This window comes from Niallia oryzisoli (genome assembly GCF_036670025.1).
Classification (GTDB): Bacteria; Bacillota; Bacilli; order Bacillales; family Cytobacillaceae; genus Bacillus_BD; species Bacillus_BD oryzisoli.
The window spans coordinates 3073833-3089723 of record NZ_CP137640.1; the positions used below are offsets into that span (position 1 = coordinate 3073833).

At 35.7% G+C, this 15891-nt stretch carries 20 protein-coding genes; 10 read left to right on the top strand and 10 right to left on the bottom strand.

Features of this window, described 5'->3' with window-relative positions; translation table 11 throughout:
* Positions 1–383: 383 nt before the first annotated feature.
* The 4 genes from R4Z09_RS15350 to R4Z09_RS15365 all read left to right on the top strand — a co-directional run bounded on the left by R4Z09_RS15350 (position 384) and on the right by R4Z09_RS15365 (position 4752).
* Positions 384–869, top strand: coding sequence for a hypothetical protein (locus R4Z09_RS15350; protein ID WP_338453120.1), 486 nt, complete (start codon positions 384–386; stop codon positions 867–869).
* 265 nt (positions 870–1134) lie between these two features.
* Positions 1135–1839 (top strand): hypothetical protein, encoded by a 705-nt coding sequence (locus tag R4Z09_RS15355; RefSeq protein ID WP_338453121.1) that lies wholly within the window; start codon positions 1135–1137, stop codon positions 1837–1839.
* A 153-nt stretch (positions 1840–1992) separates the two neighbouring features.
* Positions 1993–4188 (top strand): helix-turn-helix domain-containing protein, encoded by a 2196-nt coding sequence (locus R4Z09_RS15360; RefSeq protein WP_338453122.1) that lies wholly within the window; start codon positions 1993–1995, stop codon positions 4186–4188.
* Positions 4189–4413: 225 nt separating this feature from the next.
* Positions 4414–4752, top strand: a complete 339-nt coding sequence (locus R4Z09_RS15365; RefSeq protein ID WP_338453123.1) for a hypothetical protein — start codon at positions 4414–4416, stop codon at positions 4750–4752.
* A 42-nt stretch (positions 4753–4794) separates the two neighbouring features.
* Here R4Z09_RS15365 and R4Z09_RS15370 read toward each other — a convergent pair whose 3' ends face one another.
* Positions 4795–5634 (bottom strand): hypothetical protein, encoded by an 840-nt coding sequence (locus tag R4Z09_RS15370; RefSeq protein WP_422392278.1) that lies wholly within the window; start codon positions 5632–5634, stop codon positions 4795–4797.
* 260 nt (positions 5635–5894) lie between these two features.
* Between R4Z09_RS15370 and R4Z09_RS15375 the strand changes: the two genes are divergently transcribed.
* From R4Z09_RS15375 to R4Z09_RS15390, 4 genes are all read left to right on the top strand, one after another.
* Entirely contained in the window at positions 5895–6104 is a 210-nt protein-coding gene (locus R4Z09_RS15375) for a DUF1540 domain-containing protein (protein ID WP_338453124.1), read from the top strand.
* A gap of 158 nt (positions 6105–6262) precedes the next feature.
* Positions 6263–6787, top strand: coding sequence for a hypothetical protein (locus tag R4Z09_RS15380; protein ID WP_338453125.1), 525 nt, complete (start codon positions 6263–6265; stop codon positions 6785–6787).
* A 23-nt stretch (positions 6788–6810) separates the two neighbouring features.
* Positions 6811–7467 (top strand): DUF429 domain-containing protein, encoded by a 657-nt coding sequence (locus R4Z09_RS15385; protein WP_338453126.1) that lies wholly within the window; start codon positions 6811–6813, stop codon positions 7465–7467.
* 98 nt (positions 7468–7565) lie between these two features.
* Positions 7566–7748, top strand: coding sequence for a hypothetical protein (locus R4Z09_RS15390; RefSeq protein ID WP_338453127.1), 183 nt, complete (start codon positions 7566–7568; stop codon positions 7746–7748).
* A 474-nt stretch (positions 7749–8222) separates the two neighbouring features.
* On the opposite strand, the gene R4Z09_RS15395 is transcribed toward R4Z09_RS15390, so the two are convergent.
* A complete protein-coding gene (locus R4Z09_RS15395) occupies positions 8223–8606 on the bottom strand; it encodes an rRNA methyltransferase (protein ID WP_338453128.1) in 384 nt (127 codons plus the stop codon).
* A gap of 388 nt (positions 8607–8994) precedes the next feature.
* Positions 8995–9498, bottom strand: coding sequence for an FAD-dependent monooxygenase (locus R4Z09_RS15400; RefSeq protein WP_338453129.1), 504 nt, complete (start codon positions 9496–9498; stop codon positions 8995–8997).
* Between the two features lie 235 nt (positions 9499–9733).
* Between R4Z09_RS15400 and R4Z09_RS15405 the strand changes: the two genes are divergently transcribed.
* The gene (locus R4Z09_RS15405; protein WP_338453130.1) at positions 9734–10519 is read left to right on the top strand and encodes an N-acetylmuramoyl-L-alanine amidase; all 786 of its coding nucleotides are present in this window, start codon (positions 9734–9736) and stop codon (positions 10517–10519) included.
* A 128-nt stretch (positions 10520–10647) separates the two neighbouring features.
* Here R4Z09_RS15405 and R4Z09_RS15410 read toward each other — a convergent pair whose 3' ends face one another.
* Entirely contained in the window at positions 10648–10875 is a 228-nt protein-coding gene (locus R4Z09_RS15410; RefSeq protein ID WP_338453131.1) for an SRPBCC family protein, read from the bottom strand.
* A 410-nt stretch (positions 10876–11285) separates the two neighbouring features.
* On the opposite strand from R4Z09_RS15410, the gene R4Z09_RS15415 reads away from it, so the two are divergent.
* Positions 11286–12224, top strand: a complete 939-nt coding sequence (locus R4Z09_RS15415; RefSeq protein ID WP_338453132.1) for an urea transporter — start codon at positions 11286–11288, stop codon at positions 12222–12224.
* Between the two features lie 47 nt (positions 12225–12271).
* Here R4Z09_RS15415 and R4Z09_RS15420 read toward each other — a convergent pair whose 3' ends face one another.
* From R4Z09_RS15420 to ureE, 6 genes are all read right to left on the bottom strand, one after another.
* Positions 12272–12487 (bottom strand): hypothetical protein, encoded by a 216-nt coding sequence (locus R4Z09_RS15420; protein WP_338453133.1) that lies wholly within the window; start codon positions 12485–12487, stop codon positions 12272–12274.
* A 66-nt stretch (positions 12488–12553) separates the two neighbouring features.
* Positions 12554–13222 carry a sulfite exporter TauE/SafE family protein gene (locus R4Z09_RS15425; RefSeq protein ID WP_338453134.1) on the bottom strand — a complete coding sequence of 223 codons (669 nt, stop codon included), beginning with the start codon at positions 13220–13222 and terminating at the stop codon, positions 12554–12556.
* A 62-nt stretch (positions 13223–13284) separates the two neighbouring features.
* Positions 13285–14109, bottom strand: coding sequence for an urease accessory protein UreD (locus R4Z09_RS15430; protein WP_338453135.1), 825 nt, complete (start codon positions 14107–14109; stop codon positions 13285–13287).
* A 1-nt stretch (position 14110) separates the two neighbouring features.
* On the bottom strand, positions 14111–14722 hold the full coding sequence (ureG, locus tag R4Z09_RS15435) for an urease accessory protein UreG (RefSeq protein ID WP_338453136.1): 612 nt from the start codon (positions 14720–14722) through the stop codon (positions 14111–14113).
* A gap of 26 nt (positions 14723–14748) precedes the next feature.
* Entirely contained in the window at positions 14749–15435 is a 687-nt protein-coding gene (locus R4Z09_RS15440) for an urease accessory protein UreF (protein ID WP_338453286.1), read from the bottom strand.
* The gene (ureE, locus tag R4Z09_RS15445) at positions 15428–15883 is read right to left on the bottom strand and encodes an urease accessory protein UreE (RefSeq protein ID WP_338453287.1); all 456 of its coding nucleotides are present in this window, start codon (positions 15881–15883) and stop codon (positions 15428–15430) included. Before ureE ends, R4Z09_RS15440 begins: the two co-directional genes overlap by 8 nt.
* Positions 15884–15891 lie beyond the last annotated feature (8 nt).

Consider the following 15891-nt stretch of genomic DNA (forward strand, 5'->3'; position numbering starts at 1 on the left):
AGGTTGAGCAGGATTAGGCTCTCCTTCTTTGTAAAGATTCCATTTTAACTCCACATATGACTATTTTGGCATTTAACTTGAAATTCTTCCGCTCTGTTTTAAAATCACAGTCATTAAATGGTTAGTATAAATTTAACTAGCAGAATAAGGATATTATTGAAAACTGCATACATAATTTTTTCAAAACAATAGGGATATTGCTCTGGAGGGGCCTATGGGAAAAATCAATCATATAGAACTAAAATCAGCTGAAATCGCGAATCTAGGGACCCAATTCATGAATGACGGCCTCTCACATTCCAACGAAAAAGCGCTACACGATGAAGTAAAGAATATACTGATATTTGCTGAAAGTTTAGCAAATATGAAGTAATGTGGTGACTATGAATAAGGATAAAGAGAAAGTTTTAGAAAGCATTTTATGGAGCATCGCATTACCAGGATTTGCGCAGCTTTTAAATGGAAAGCTCGTTAAAGGTGTGCTTTTTATTGGACTCGAGTTTTTAATAAATGTTCTAGCCAAATTTAATCAAGCCATTCTTCTTAGTTTTCATGGAGAAACAATCAAGGCTATTGAAACGATCAATTATCAATGGTTAATGTTTTATCCATGTCTTTATTTCTTTGCTATGTGGGATGCCTATAAGGATTCAATTGAGAAAACTTCGCCTTTTACATATCTTCCTTTTGTTTTCTCAGCTTATTTCGTTACAGTGGGTTTAATTCTATCACCAAAGTTAACTATATTCGGCAAAATATGGGGTCCTGTTTGGCTGCCCATGTCATTTGTCATTCCTGGTGTCATAATTGGCTTTATATTAAAAAAAATCCTTCAGTTTTTTTCCAATAAGTCATTAACAGATCATTGAGCTTCCAATCGAATGACCCTTTAACATTAGAGGGCTGTCAAATTCTTGTTCCTTCAAAAGTCGAGAGTTAGGATTTAAAAATGTCCTTCATACCATTAATGGTGAAGGACATTTTTTTGTGGCTTATCCTTGCTCCACCCAATAAACATAACAAATCTATTAATTTTAGTATTATTTTTGACTATTATTAATATAATCAAATAAATAGATTTGACTACTAACAAAATCAAAATATAAGAAACCATTAAAAAAGGGGGGAAACTTCATGAACCCAAACGGCATCGAAAGACAATTGCTTTCCGAATATAGAGACTTGATTCAATTTATAGAAATCACATTCAAAGGAGCACGTTTAGAGCAAACTACAATCAAAATCCCAAGAGAACTGTTGCAAGGAATACAGAAAAAGGGATTGGGAGACAAACTGAAAGCAACCTATCCATTATTTCATGAGGACTTCTCAATATATACCAAACCAGTCAAGGAACTAGTAGATGACTATCGAACAAAGTACACACGAACTCTTTCAAAAAAATATGGACGTGTCATACTTGTAAAGGATAAAGCTGAATTTGAAAAGGAGTTTCAGATTATCAGTGATAAGATCGAGCAATATAAAAAAGAGGTAAGTCATATCTTAACCATTCAAATCGAGAAGACAAAACAAGAATTAATCGAGTATTTTACCCCAGTCATTATAGATGATCCCCCTGAACATCTACTACATATGGAAAATGAATCACTTGAGGAGCAAGAAATCCGGTCCTATATCGAATGGCTTCTTGGCAGAGAGTTTCCAACAGCAGAGCAAATCCTAAGACGTGTTGAGTTTTATCAAGTATACAAGGATGTTACCATACAAATATTGCAGGATGAACAGTTTTATCGGGATATCGAAAAAGCCTTTAAAAAGGAGCAATTGAACTGGCCGCATCAAAATCAAAAACAGGAAGAATTTTATTTAACATAGTCCATGTAAGTTTAGGAGCAACCTATTTGCAAAAAAAGGTTGCTCCTATTTTAAAAGTATTAATATTGTGATAAAATATTAGAAAATTTTACATTTTTAGACTATTATAGAATTATTATTTATCTCTTTTAAAAAGGAGTTCATTTGATAGATATGACTAAAAAAGTGGAACTTGTAAAGCGATTAGAAAATCACCTCAGACGTACGTCCAGGCAGCTCATTTCATTTGATACAGAAGAAGAGTCATTACAATTTTTAACTGATTCCTTTCGCTCTGAGTTTTCCAGTGATTTTGTAGGAATTATTATAAAAGACGGTGATCACTTTATTCCAAAGGTTTGGAGCGGTGCACTAACCTCTATTACGGAAGCGTTTCCTCTCCAGGTCAATCAATGTATGCCAAGTCTTTTGACCAGAAGTATGATGTTTGAGACTTCTATTGATTCACATTGTGATTTTACAAAATTGATTGTGAATATGGCAGTGCCAACATGGTTTACTGTCCCATTAATCAATGATTCTCATCATTACGGGTTTTGTGTGATTGGGTATTTCCAAAAGGTGAAGTTAATTGAAGAAATGGGAAGGATTTTTGATGAATTTGGAAAAGATGTTGCCGTTGCACTAGCCTTGTCTAAACAAAAGGAAATTCAAAAAAATAAAATGATGGGCATGCAGTGGATTAATCAAAATCTATCATTGGATGCTTCCATTGAAAAAACTGTTGAAAAGCTGGTTGAACGAGCAGGTAAAGAAACAGAGGCAGTATTTGCCTGCATTTATCTATATGACGAAAGAGCTAATTGTTTTCGTTATCAGCAACCTTCATATGGAGAAATGGTACGTGCAGAAACGATTACACTCGATAAAAACAATCAACTTAAACACTACTTTCCTTATTTGGAAACTCCAGGCGGACAGCAGTTGACCGTCCCCCTGAACGTTAACTTAAAAACAATCGGGGTCGTCCATGTTGAAAGTAAGAACGCAGGCACTTTTACCAGCGATGATTTAGAGACGCTGGAATTTTTATCAAGTCATGTAGCCGTCATGTTAGAAAACGCCCGTCTTTATCAAAATGAAAAAAATCATAAACAGAAACTTCATTATTTGTTAGATTATCAGCAAACCCTTATCAAAGAAACTATTGATGGTAATGGGTTTGATGGCATCACGCAAACCCTCAGCAACCTGTTTTCCACATCGGTCATTTTATTAGATCGTTTTTTTCGACCGATTTCATCTAAACTTGTCCAGTTAAAGACCGATGATCTTCAAAGGTATGTTGAACTTGCTGCATATGAAGTATTCCATAAACAATCAAGACGATCCTGGTTTCCTATGGAAGATGATATTGAGGTAGAAGTATTCTCAATAAACGGGGGAGGGGATTTATTAGGATATATTGTGCTAGATGTAACCAATTATGAAATCGATGATTATTTCCGCTTAAGTATCAATTTAGCCCGTAATATTTATTCAATTCAATTTATTAAACAAAGGCTTGTTTTAGATGCAAAAGAACAGGTGAAGGATAGCTTTCTAACGAAATTATTTGTTGAAAAAATAGAAAATGATGAAAATATCATCCAATACGCTAATCTCTTTAATTGGGATCCCTTTCAGTCACACCGGGTTGCTATCCTTTCATTAAATTTAATGGATGATAATGTAAAATTGAACATCCTTGATTTGGAAGCCCAAAAATCAATGATTTGGGACCAGCTAAAATCAAAAATATCAGTACAAAATCCAGAAATATTACTTACCAATAAAGACGGAGAACTAGTCTTAATAGCGCCAATAAATGTAGAATCAGGTAAGCCGCGGCTGTATTGGTCCAAATTATACGATAATATAAAGAAATGGACTAGCGACAGTAAAGATTTTAAACCTTTTTTAGCAGTAGGCGGAAAAACAGTCCGGCTGACAGACTATTATGTCAGTTATTCAGAAGCCCTAAAAGCCTTAAGTGTTGTAACAAACCGCTTTCAGGATATCGGCTTTGCCTTATTTGATGAGTTAGGCTCCTATACAGTTTTACACCAGTTAAATGATTCACATATTTCAGATCTATTTATCCAAAACCATCTTTCTCCATTACTGCAATACTCAGAAGGAAAAAGTATGGACCTGCTTCAAACATTACGGGTATATCTCGAACACAATGGCAACATAAAGGAGACAGCAGAGGATTTATTTATTCATCGAAGCTCACTCTTGTATCGGCTTGAAAAAATTACAAACCTATTAAATGTTGACCTGAATGATTCCGAGCAGCGATTTAATTTAATGATGGCCTATAAGCTGTATGATTTGTATGGCGATAACAGTACGGCCAAACAATAATAAAATGTATAAAAGAAGTATGGAGTACCGTACTTCTTTTTTCATTAGCCTTTAACTCCAAAATCCAACCATTCCTTGATATCCAAAATATAAACCAAATATTTCATTTTGTCCCACAATCTCTGAATCACCGACTTTTTAGGAAAGTTGATAAAAGAATAAATAAAATAACTAAGGGAATGATAGTTATAGTTTATTATTATTTTTTAGCTAGGGGTGCTTTCAATGTCAGTAATTGTTTATCAGACATTTGAGATTAAACAGGATAAATTTAAAGAGGGAATTAATAATTTAAAAGAGATTAAAAAATTTCGTAATGAAAATTATGATCATAAGGTCGAAATATTGACACCCATCTCTGGTGAAGATCATACATATGCACTTCTTTCTACATATGAGGGCCTAGCAGAAATGGAATTACAAAGCAAAAAAATGTCTAATGATGAAGAGTACGGAAAGTTGATTGGCCAATTTTTCCTCGAGAATATCGTGCAAGGCAGCATGTACACCCAAATATACAGATCTATCAGCGAAAAGAAAAACGATAAAAATAAGGACAAATAGAACATACGTCTCATTGTATGTTCTATTTTATTATCCCATTTATTATAATGCTTCTATAATTTCGTCATCTATTTTCCATTGGCCTGAAACAACATCTTTCCAAAACATTAATTTAAGATTTTTCCTTTCTTGACCGTTATCACTATGATAAATGGTTGCTTTCAGATTAATTTGCTGGGAGATGATATCATCTTTTCCTTCATTAATTGCCAATGATTTATCATCAAAGCGGATCACGTTTATTTTTTTTAACCTTTTTTGCAGTTGTTTTTGTTTATTGCTGTTTTCAACAATCATCCCAACGATTTTCTGATCACCCTGATTGACCGCTGCTTCAAACACATTGACAATCTGAGAGGGGCTAATGACATTTAAATAATCATCGAGCTTCCCGCCCGCACGTAAAATCATTAACTTATGGGACAAATCTTCATGTTTCGACCCGTGCGTTGTACTTCCTAAAAAATGCACACAGAAATGGCCGGGAAAGCCGTTTTTCAAAGCACCCGCTCCATGCGGCATCCCGTGCATAGAAGCAGCCAGCATTTGATCTTTTGTCACAACGAGTATCGCCCTTCGTTTCCAGCTCCATTTGCCATTGTAAATTTTCTTCATAATCTTCGTATCCTTATAAGTCAGGGGCTGAACATCAGCATGCATACTGCCGGCTCTTCTTTGAACGGTAAATTGCATGCCAGTTTCCACATCAGTAATAGTGAAAATCGATCGATTTGGAATTATATGATTCACCATTGTCCATGGCAATATTTCTATTGTAAAGCTGTTGGGAGTATCAGGGTCTTCTAATGTAATGGCATTAACCTGAACTGAACTCATAATGATTAATGCTGTGAAAACAAAAGGAAAAAGCATCTTTTTCATAGTTGAATCGTTCCTTTGATTTTTTAATTGAGCAGTCAAAGCCTAATCAACATTGAAGTAAAGCTTATGTATCATGACTGCCCTTAATAAAACACTTTAATAATTTCTGTCGTGCTGGATTATAAATACCTTAAAATATTTGGAATTACATAAGAGAACAGAATTGGGCATTTCTGATAATCATATTGGCATAATAGCAGGGCAAAATAAGCATCTACATTCTTACTATTGAATTTATTAATTTGAAATGGGGGATACGAATGCCAAATGTAGAAGTAGGATGTTCTGTAGTGAATTGTGTGTTCCATGCAAAAGGTAATATCTGTGGAGCTGATAAAATTAAAATAGACATGGATTACAACTCCAATTATGATTCAGAATTTTCTAATGAACTTGGATTTGCAGAAGTAAAAGAAGAAGCAAACCATTCAACCGATACTTGCTGCAAAACCTTTAAACCAAAAGAATAAAACCAAAGTTTCAGGCACCACTTATGGACAAATTAGTACTTTTTATCTATTTGCGGTGCCTGACATCAAATTTCACTAATAAATATAAAGGAAAATAGCCCTTCAAAACCGAATTTATATCATATACTTCATTTCTTTAGAAAGGGAGGGGAAAGGAAATGGGGATGTTTCACAGATTTACAAAAACAGATAAAAAAAATTATAAAGAAGGAAAGAAGGAGAGAGTAAATAAGAAACAGGAAAAAAATGAGTTGAAAGCAAAGCAAGTTGATCATTACTTTGGATACTTATTAACGATTTATAATGAATTCGCTGATAAGTATTCTGCAAATGAAGATATAAGACAAGTATTGAAACCTCACTCAAAAGAATATTTGAAAAACCTTGAACATGGTATTGAAATAACGAAAAACGCCTACAATAAAATTAATGCAATCCCATATGTATTCGATATTCCGAAAACCACTCAACAATATATGAAATCCTCGAAAGAACAATTCCTCATGAATTTAGAAAATTATATAAAGCGGGATGAGGCTATTAATAAGATCATTGTAGCGGCTGCTGACACAGGTAATATGATTGAAATCTCCGATGAATTCTTAATACCATTCACTGTAAAAGCTCAATTTCATATGGAGTCTGCCACAAATTATATGGACCAAGCACGTGAGTCAGTCTAAGGAAAAGGCAGGAAATCAAAATCATGATAGTAATTGGAATTGATTTATCTGGGCCGGCTAATCATAAGGATACGGCAATGGCAGTTTTTCAAACTATAGGAGATGAATTAGTACTTTTAGATATGCTGGTTGATGTTGATGATGAAAAGATTCTTTCCACTATTCACTCATTTACCGCTCAAGACATCATACTCGGAATCGATGCTCCGCTTTCCTACCAGGATGGAGGAGGAGACCGTCCACAGGATAAATGTTTGCGTCATTTCGTTAAAGAATTTGGACTTTCAGGCAGTTCCATCATGCCGCCAACATTAACAAAAATGGTTTATTTAACTCTTCGGGGCGTCTCATTAACGCGAAGAATCATGAATATGACCGCGGCTGAAAAAATAAGGATTATCGAAGTGCATCCCGGTGCTGCAATTGGCACGCGTATCGAACCAGAGAAGCTATCCCATGTACGGCACTATAAAAAAGATATCCAATCAAGATACGTTATTTTTGATTGGTTTAAATCTGTTGGACTAAAAAATTTGTCTAAAGACATCACAGAAACGTCTCACCAAATGGATGCGTGTGCAGCTGCATTGGCCGCCTGGCATTGGGGGGACCCAGCAAAAAAGCCAATTTGGCATTGGGAACAGATAACATCTGCGCACCCATTTGAAATATGCTGTTAAACCCAGTTTTCTCTTTTTATGGATACTGAACTGCCCATGCTTGATTGTATAAATACCTTATAAAGGGGAATAGTAAGGGTAAAAGGGGTTTGATTTTTATGAGTGATTGGAATGAACAAAGCGCGCCAAATAATAACCTGACATCAAGTACCATCAGTTCTTCAAAACTGGTGGGAAATAACAAACAAAACCATGAATTCTCCGAGGAACTGGCCGATGGAGGAGTAAGGGATAAAATCATCAATAGGCAGCGTTACAAACGAAATTCAGGGAAATCCTAAAGTCAGAAAAGATGATAACACAATGATAAAGGGCTGACGACTCCTGTCAGCCCTTATTTGTATGATGAAAGAACCCTCATTTTCGATAAAAATAATGCGTAATTTGGGATAAAAAAGTAAATAGATAAAAAGTAATTAAAAGTAAATAATTGTAATTGTGGATAAAAAAATAAATAATTAATGAAAAAGTAAATAATTAGTAAAAATATGAAAATGATGAGTTTAGTAAATCGTTAAAATTAATTCTATAGATTTTAGATTAATGATAAAAAATTATAATTTGTGAAGTTTAAATTTGTTTAATTAATAATTGATTCGTAATGAAGTTTAATAATTAATAATCCGTTATAATCAAAAAAATTCATTTCATCTCACTATTTTGAGTTTACTTAGACTATGAGATAAAAAATCCATTCTCAAAATTACTTCCTATAATACATATTATGTTCGGGGCGTTGTATGAAATATTAAATCTTAAGTGTTTAACCTCTCTATTCTGTGCTTATAGCTGCTATTTTTAACTTCTTCAACGTTGATAAATTTTACACTATACTCAATCACATCATTTATAAATAAATGATGTTTTTTGGCAAATTCTTTTAGGCTGTTTAATAAATCTTTATCATATGTTGTTTTATATTGAACACGATCTTTAGGTCTAGTTTCTTTATTAAAAGTAATTACTCCTTGAGCTAAAACTGTTTGTAACCCATTTTCAATTAGATAATTTACGTGTGTATCATTTTCTTCTGCTAAAGCACTAAGTTGGTCAAGTATTGATTTACTTATATTTGTTCTAAATTTAACTCTAGAGTCATCTGTTATTTGGATTAACTTTCCGTTAACTAATTTCCACATTATAAACACTCCTATAATTTTAATCTGAAAAATCTAAACACTGTGTCATATAAGCTTTTTTATAAGTTATAAAATGATTAGAATCATCATAAATGTTCTTTGCTAGTTTAGGAAGATTATATTTCCTTTAACCCAAACTCGATAGATCATGTTGTCAGTCTTTGTAATTGTACTTGTAATTTCTGACCTTAACTTCCATGACCTAAATATCGACTGTAATCCTTCGGCGAAATATATACTTCCAGTCGTTACATTCATAACATAGCTTTTTTGTTGAACCCCTCCTTCACCATCAATTACACCTCTTATATTATAAAGGATGGTAAAAATTCTTTCGGCACATCTGGAAATTGTACTGTTAATGATTTATTTGGAGGTGATTCCTAATTTAAAAACGTCCATCCGCTCCTACGACTAAATCTGCTGAAATGATCGTATCTTTATGATCAATGGCAGGAATCAGACCAGTAATCCGCTCGTCAGATCCTTGTAAAAATGACTTGACTTTCGCGTTAAAATAAAAATGAAAGCTTAAATACTTTTTCGCAAGGTCATAAAAAGCTGTCAAAAGAACTGACTGCTTCATTCGAACTGCATAAGGGATTTCTGAGGTATCCTTAGCATAATCAATGGAGAGCACTTTTTGGTTTGCATTCCAAACCTCCCCTGAAGGAAGCTTGATATGTTCGTACTTTTCAAGATATGTATTCAGGTTCAACTCGCGCATGAGATGGACAAAACGCGGCTGCAAGACTTCCCCGCGAAACTGTCGTTCAAATTTTACTTTGCTCTCTAAGACAGTCACGTCAATTCCCTGCTTTGCAAGTAATAAGCCCAACATTAAGCCCGAAGGTCCCCCTCCTACAATGCAAAACAATGTCTTTATATTCATGGTTAGTCCACCTTAGTAATGAAAGGTTAGTATTATTTTCGTCTTTTTTATTTTATCATAGACACAGGTTGTTCGATGAAATGGCAGCATGATCCGCTCCAAATCATCATGAATGCAGAAGCACTTCCCTATACTTTTGCATATTGTACCTATATGAATTTTTTTCACAAAGATTGAAGTAGTCCACACAGATTTTGTTATTTTTGCATATAAAATATCGAGGAGAGGATGAGATATGTTTAAATTATTCTTAGATCCAGGTCACGGAGGCAACGATCCAGGCGCTGTTGGAAATGGATTGCAGGAAAAAGATATCACATTATCAATCTCGAAGGTTATTCATGATACTTTGACTGCTGAGTATAATGATGTTGAAGTTAAGATGAGTCGTACGGGAGATGCCTTCCCTACTTTAAATCAACGGACAAATGAAGCGAATAAATGGGGTGCTGATTTCTTTCTTTCCGTTCATATTAACTCAGGCGGAGGAACAGGATTTGAATCATTTGTCTACCCGAATGTTGGACCGCCGACAACCACTTATCAGAACCTGATCCATGATGAAATTATGAAAGTTATCGGCCTGAACAATCGCGGCAGAAAACAAAGCGATTTGCATGTTTTACGTGTAAGCAATATGCCGAGCATATTAACTGAATCTGGTTTTATTGACAACCCTTTTGACGCTGGAAAAATGAAGGATCCGAACTGGATTCAAGCAGTGGGAAGAGCCCATGTAAAGGGTCTTGAAAGGGCATTTAATTTGCAAAGGAAAAATCCTGCATATGATGTGATAATCCCTAACCTTTCTTATTGGCAGGCTCGAGCCTTGGTGCCTGAGTATGAACAAAGAGGCTATCAAGCCAAAGGTGTAGCGTTAAAAAATTATGGACCAAATGAAGCGCCGGCAGAAAATGATCCGTATCAATTTGTCATTTCAACAGATTATGAAAATGCCAAGAACCTCGTCATTGAGTTTAAAAGAAGAGGTTATGATCGTACGTATGGACAGGAAAGATAAATTCGTAAGCCCTTCGCTGGTTGAGTGAAGGGCATTTTATATGTATTTTCGGTTTTCGAGAATTTCTTTAAGTTTTTGAAGGTCTTTGTTGTTTGCTTTTTTCATCATTATTGACATAAAAGGTGTCATTATTTTAGAGAATCCGGCTCGACTATTTCATATACATAAGAAAGCTCCCTGCCTAAAAACTGGGCTTTAAACGCAACCTGAGTACCTACGGTTAATGGTTTTGGGGTTATCCATTCCGCAGATTGAATGTTGACATACCATTTAGGGGCATTGTCAGGATCGGCCGCATATTCTGCTACTTTTTCTCGAGGAGCTTGTAAGACAATTTCTGTAAAAACATCTACCATCTACTTTACCTTCCTTTATGGGATCATTTTGATTAATCATGAGTGAGGTATCATTTATATTAGAATCTACCGTTTGTACTAAAGATACACTTATTGTTTGAGTATTTCTTTTGATCAAGAAAAAACCGCATATAACATGCGGTCCAACTGGTTCTTACAATATGACTATTACCCATCCCTATATACTTATGAATAATTGACTATATGTGTATGGGTAATTACCCCTTTATCATGAAATAATTTGGATAGCTATTAATAGGCATGGTTTTTCGGCAGTAAGATGAAAATGTTGCTGATTCTAAAGGGTTTGGTCCCTGTTGAAGTTGCGTTATCTCCGTATCTGTTTGAATATTTTACTTCCTTTAGGGAATTTTACAAATGACCTATTTACAATATAGAGCTCTAGAGGAGTGGTTTTTATTCAAAATCAAATAGATACAAAGCGCTCAAATTGGTTTATTACATCTTCACTAAAAGGAATTTCTCAAGTAATACTAATTGAAAACACCATATCCGGGTTGATTATTTTAGCTGCAATTACCATTACTTCCTATTCTTTAGGGATTATTGCTTTATTGTCAGCAATGGTTGGAACATTTGTTGCGAAAATAGGCGGGGCAGAACAGGAAAGTATTGAACAAGGATTATTTGGATATAATTCTGTGCTGACAGGAATGGCACTTGCCTTGTTTTTAACCGGCGATGAGAGATGGATAACCGCTTTGATTGGAGCGGCTATTGCGGCTATATTTACAGCCGCGATGATGCACTTTATGCGCCAATCAAGTATTCCCATTCTTACCTTTCCATTTATTATCCTTTCGTGGTTTTTACTTTTGACTAGTTATCGATTGATTTCAGTTGAATTAAGCTCCGACCTTGTGCCGCAATCGTTATCGAATTGGAAATTAAATATTGAAGGGGAGACACACTGGTTTAATGGAGCTGTAAATGGAATTGGGCAAATTTTCTTTCTTGATCATGCTATATCCGGAATTTTACTCTTTGTTGCTGTATTTTGGGCAGGCTGGAGATTTGGACTTTATGCTATCATCGGAAATGCTGTTGCATTGCTGGCATCGTATGGGCTTGGGGGAGAACATCGTGCTATTTTTTTAGGGCTTTATGGGTACAACGCTATTTTAACCATTTTTGCTGTTTCCATCGTTTTTAAGGAGAACGATCGAAATGGACTTTTCATTGGAATCATCGCCGCGTTTTTAACAGTTCCTATTACAGCAAGTATCTCAACTTGGTTAATACCCTTTGGGCTTCCTGCACTAACCATGCCTTTTGTATTATGTACATGGCTTATCCTCGGTGCTAAAAAAGTTCTTCCTAGATTGTGATTGATAAAGAAAAAAGGATGCCCGCGGACATCCTTTTTCTTTATCTGTTATTGCAGATGGTCACTCATCAAATCCTGAACCTTTGATTCAATTGCATTTACATGTTCTTCTTCAAATCTTTGTTTTGGGTGTGGATTGTACCAATGGATTTTATCATCTTGAACCATCCCCTTATATTCATGACCCTGAATATTTAAAGAAAAGTGGGGATGTTCATGCACCTGCCCTTTGAAAAGATGGCTTACTTCGAAATCTTCAAACATATCCTATTCAACCTCCTCTTTTTACAAATTAAGTTTTTCCATTAACAAGATTGTGTATGCGTAAAACTATATCCAAAGACTGAACAAACCGTCATTAAAGCCTAGATTGTACATATAATAAAATCCAAAAATAGTACTTATCGCTCCTGTGGCAAATATAAGGGCTCTGCTAGTTACCTTACTTTTCATGTTCAAGATAAAAGGAACACCAATGATTGTTGTAAAAAGCAACATACCAATGACTGTTCCCACTCCAAATACAATGATATACAATGCCCCTTCCCACACGGACTTTACCGTACTCATTGTAAGTATTACCATGGCAGCACTACCTGCAAGCCCGTGAACAAAGCCGATAAAAACGGATTTATAGTAGGTCGTTTTTTTAATGGGAGGATTATGTAACTCTATCTGTTGTTTATCAAATTCTCGTTTTTTTCGAATGGACAACATACTTGCTACTCCCAAGTAAACAAGCATGATGCCAACTAAAAATTCTAATGACAGTGACCATTTCTCCGGAATATCATTATTTAGCATGATTAAAACAATCCCAATAATAAATAATGTGGCTGTATGTCCTATTCCCCAGAAGACACCAGCAAGAGAAGCCTGCCACAGCTTTTTACTTTGACTTGCAATCGTGGACACAGCGATCACATGATCGGGTTCTACTGCATGTTTGATCCCCAAAAGGAAACCGATTGCCAAAACTGAAATTAACGTCACATCCATTTTTCTTCCTCCCCCTATTTTTTCAACCCGGCAATGCTAATGGAATTGCCGGGTTGAAAAAATCAATATTTTCTTAAAAAACATGGTTTTCTTTGAAACCATTCCTCACTGATCACATGATGAATTTCCGAAAAAATCTTTTCTATTACTTGGGTAGAATGAGAAAACATCCGAATGGTAAAACCTGGAACTGGTAGTGAGGACAGTCCAACTTTACAATCATTTGTATTCACTTCAATCATAGAATATAACCTTTCAAGAAGGCCGCTGTCGGATTGGCAGCCTACCACAATCATAGAGCCTAAATGGGTGTAGCCTTCCATAAAGCCTAATCCCCTGATATTTTGTATGGAAGGTGTTAATTTTATATGATCATAAACCATTAATTCGTCATCGATATAAATTTCATTCAATAATTGAATGGAATGATAACTAAAATGGTCTCCCTCAGGTGACCAGCCGGGGGTAATGATATCGGAATAAACGAATGTGGCTGTTTTGTCCATTCGAATCACATTTTTTTGTTTGTAATTGGCATTTTGATAGGCAATTAACGGATCAGGGATATATTCAAGGAGACTCCCGGCTTCAAGAAGAAATTCTGACTCTTGATAGGCATGATTTCTCGGTGTTTTGTAAACCTTTGTAGCACCTTGTGTTGTCAGGGTCAGCTTTGCATTCTTTTCCAATGAAATCTTCATTTGGTATCTGTCACCATCTAAATATCCGCCGCCCGGGTTTAATAGATAATAACAAGCACGGCCTGTGTCATCATGGTAAATAGGGCGCATTACTTTAAATGCACCCTTGAAATATACATTTTTCGCTACTGTTTTCCCTCTTTTATCTTCAACATTTAAATGTAAAACACCTGTCCAATCCTTCATCTCATGCCAGCCCTTTTAATAATGCATTCTCTTTTAGCCAATCAACTACATTGTCTAATCCTGAATTTTTCTTTAAATCTGTAAAAACAAACGGCTTTTCACCGCGAAAAACTTTTGTATCAGACTCCATTACTTCTAGACTAGCCCCGACATGTGGTGCTAAATCCGTTTTATTAATAATAAATAAATCAGATTTAATCATGCCTTGTCCGCCTTTTCGCGGGATTTTCTCCCCTTGGGCAACATCTATAATATATATGGAGAAATCAACTAATTCAGGGCTGAAGGTTGCTGCCAAGTTATCCCCTCCGCTTTCAACAAAAATCAGCTCAACATCCGGGTGTTTTTCTTTTAATTCATTGATAGCAGCAAAATTCATCGATGCATCTTCACGAATAGCCGTATGTGGACATCCTCCTGTTTCCACTCCAATAATACGATCAGCAGGAAGAACACCATTTTGCATTAAAAATTTAGCATCTTCTTTTGTATAGATATCATTCGTTACTACAGCCATACTGACTTCATCCTGTAAGCGGCGTGTTAGTTTCTCCACTAACATTGTTTTTCCTGCACCTACAGGCCCGCCAACTCCAATTTTAATTGGACCCATTATTTTCACACTTCCTTTCTTTAATGTTAAGACATGAAAATTCGAATATTTACCCGTTCATGCCGCATCTGTGACAACTCAATTCCCGGTGAAACAATCCCAAAGTCTTCTTCACCCATTTGCTCTATCTTTGCAACTGCATCTACCAAAAGTGATTTCGCGTGATGGAGAATTTTTTGACCTGCTGTCTGTCCTAAGGGAATTGCGCGCACCGCATTTTGAACAAGACTGGAAACAACAGAGTATAGGTAAAATAAAATGGTCGTTGATTTTGGTATTTCCAGGTAGTGAGCAACCATCGTAAAGACAATGGCAGGATGACCGAACGACTGCTTTGCTTCAATCCTTCTACTGTAAACAGACAGAACTGGAGCCTCATATAATGACTGCACAAGATCTAACATTCGTTCGCCCATTCTTTGGGTGCCTTCTCTTGTTTCACGAGGCAGATTTTGCACAGTCAACAGCCGATCCAGTTTCCATAATTTTGGAAGGTCCTTCCCTTCCAGTGCCTGATAAGCTAAATGGCTTGCCAGCCCATCTGAATAGATGAGCTGGTCATGAATATATACTTGAAGCCAATGTAAAAATGATTCTTCGTTGTGCACGATATTTTCTTGAATATAACTTTCAAGTCCATAAGAATGACTGAAGGCACCTGTCGGCAGGTTTGAATCACACAGCTGAAATAATGAAAGAATTTTCTCATCCATGGCTGTGACCAATATGGCGAAACGCCTGCCTTACTTTCCGTTTTTCTCGTTTGTACGGAAGATCCATTTCCTGTAAAAGCTCTTCTACAAGGTAATCGTATTGAACCATCATCACATCATTTTCAAATTGGGCAGGGAGGTGCCGATTACCTAATTGGTGAGCAATCGTCCCCATTTCCAATAAATTTCGCGGCTGAATAACTAATAAATCATCAGCAACCACATCGATCACAATCATATTTTTTTCATCCATATACAAGACATCGCCGGCCACAAGATCACGTGCCTCTTTTAAACGGATCCCGATTTCTCTGCCATGGTCCGTTTTTACCCTTTGAATCCGTTTCACCAGATGGTCACTATCTAGGTACACTTTTTCTATATGACGCTGTATGATTTCTTCCCTTTTCATGTCTTCAATATTTGTTTCGATTCTTTCAATTAACATCATTTCAC

Coding starts and splice junctions, on each gene's coding strand:
- R4Z09_RS15350 (WP_338453120.1), top strand. CDS start 384: ATGAATAAGGATAAAGAGAAAGTTTTAGAAAGCATTTTATGGAGCATC.
- R4Z09_RS15355 (WP_338453121.1), top strand. CDS start 1,135: ATGAACCCAAACGGCATCGAAAGACAATTGCTTTCCGAATATAGAGAC.
- R4Z09_RS15360 (WP_338453122.1), top strand. CDS start 1,993: ATGACTAAAAAAGTGGAACTTGTAAAGCGATTAGAAAATCACCTCAGA.
- R4Z09_RS15365 (WP_338453123.1), top strand. CDS start 4,414: ATGTCAGTAATTGTTTATCAGACATTTGAGATTAAACAGGATAAATTT.
- R4Z09_RS15370 (WP_422392278.1), bottom strand. CDS start 5,634: ATGAAAAAGATGCTTTTTCCTTTTGTTTTCACAGCATTAATCATTATG.
- R4Z09_RS15375 (WP_338453124.1), top strand. CDS start 5,895: ATGCCAAATGTAGAAGTAGGATGTTCTGTAGTGAATTGTGTGTTCCAT.
- R4Z09_RS15380 (WP_338453125.1), top strand. CDS start 6,263: ATGGGGATGTTTCACAGATTTACAAAAACAGATAAAAAAAATTATAAA.
- R4Z09_RS15385 (WP_338453126.1), top strand. CDS start 6,811: ATGATAGTAATTGGAATTGATTTATCTGGGCCGGCTAATCATAAGGAT.
- R4Z09_RS15390 (WP_338453127.1), top strand. CDS start 7,566: ATGAGTGATTGGAATGAACAAAGCGCGCCAAATAATAACCTGACATCA.
- R4Z09_RS15395 (WP_338453128.1), bottom strand. CDS start 8,606: ATGTGGAAATTAGTTAACGGAAAGTTAATCCAAATAACAGATGACTCT.
- R4Z09_RS15400 (WP_338453129.1), bottom strand. CDS start 9,498: ATGAATATAAAGACATTGTTTTGCATTGTAGGAGGGGGACCTTCGGGC.
- R4Z09_RS15405 (WP_338453130.1), top strand. CDS start 9,734: ATGTTTAAATTATTCTTAGATCCAGGTCACGGAGGCAACGATCCAGGC.
- R4Z09_RS15410 (WP_338453131.1), bottom strand. CDS start 10,875: ATGGTAGATGTTTTTACAGAAATTGTCTTACAAGCTCCTCGAGAAAAA.
- R4Z09_RS15420 (WP_338453133.1), bottom strand. CDS start 12,487: ATGTTTGAAGATTTCGAAGTAAGCCATCTTTTCAAAGGGCAGGTGCAT.
- R4Z09_RS15425 (WP_338453134.1), bottom strand. CDS start 13,222: ATGGATGTGACGTTAATTTCAGTTTTGGCAATCGGTTTCCTTTTGGGG.
- R4Z09_RS15430 (WP_338453135.1), bottom strand. CDS start 14,109: ATGAAGGATTGGACAGGTGTTTTACATTTAAATGTTGAAGATAAAAGA.
- ureG (WP_338453136.1), bottom strand. CDS start 14,722: ATGGGTCCAATTAAAATTGGAGTTGGCGGGCCTGTAGGTGCAGGAAAA.
- R4Z09_RS15440 (WP_338453286.1), bottom strand. CDS start 15,435: ATGGATGAGAAAATTCTTTCATTATTTCAGCTGTGTGATTCAAACCTG.
- ureE (WP_338453287.1), bottom strand. CDS start 15,883: ATGTTAATTGAAAGAATCGAAACAAATATTGAAGACATGAAAAGGGAA.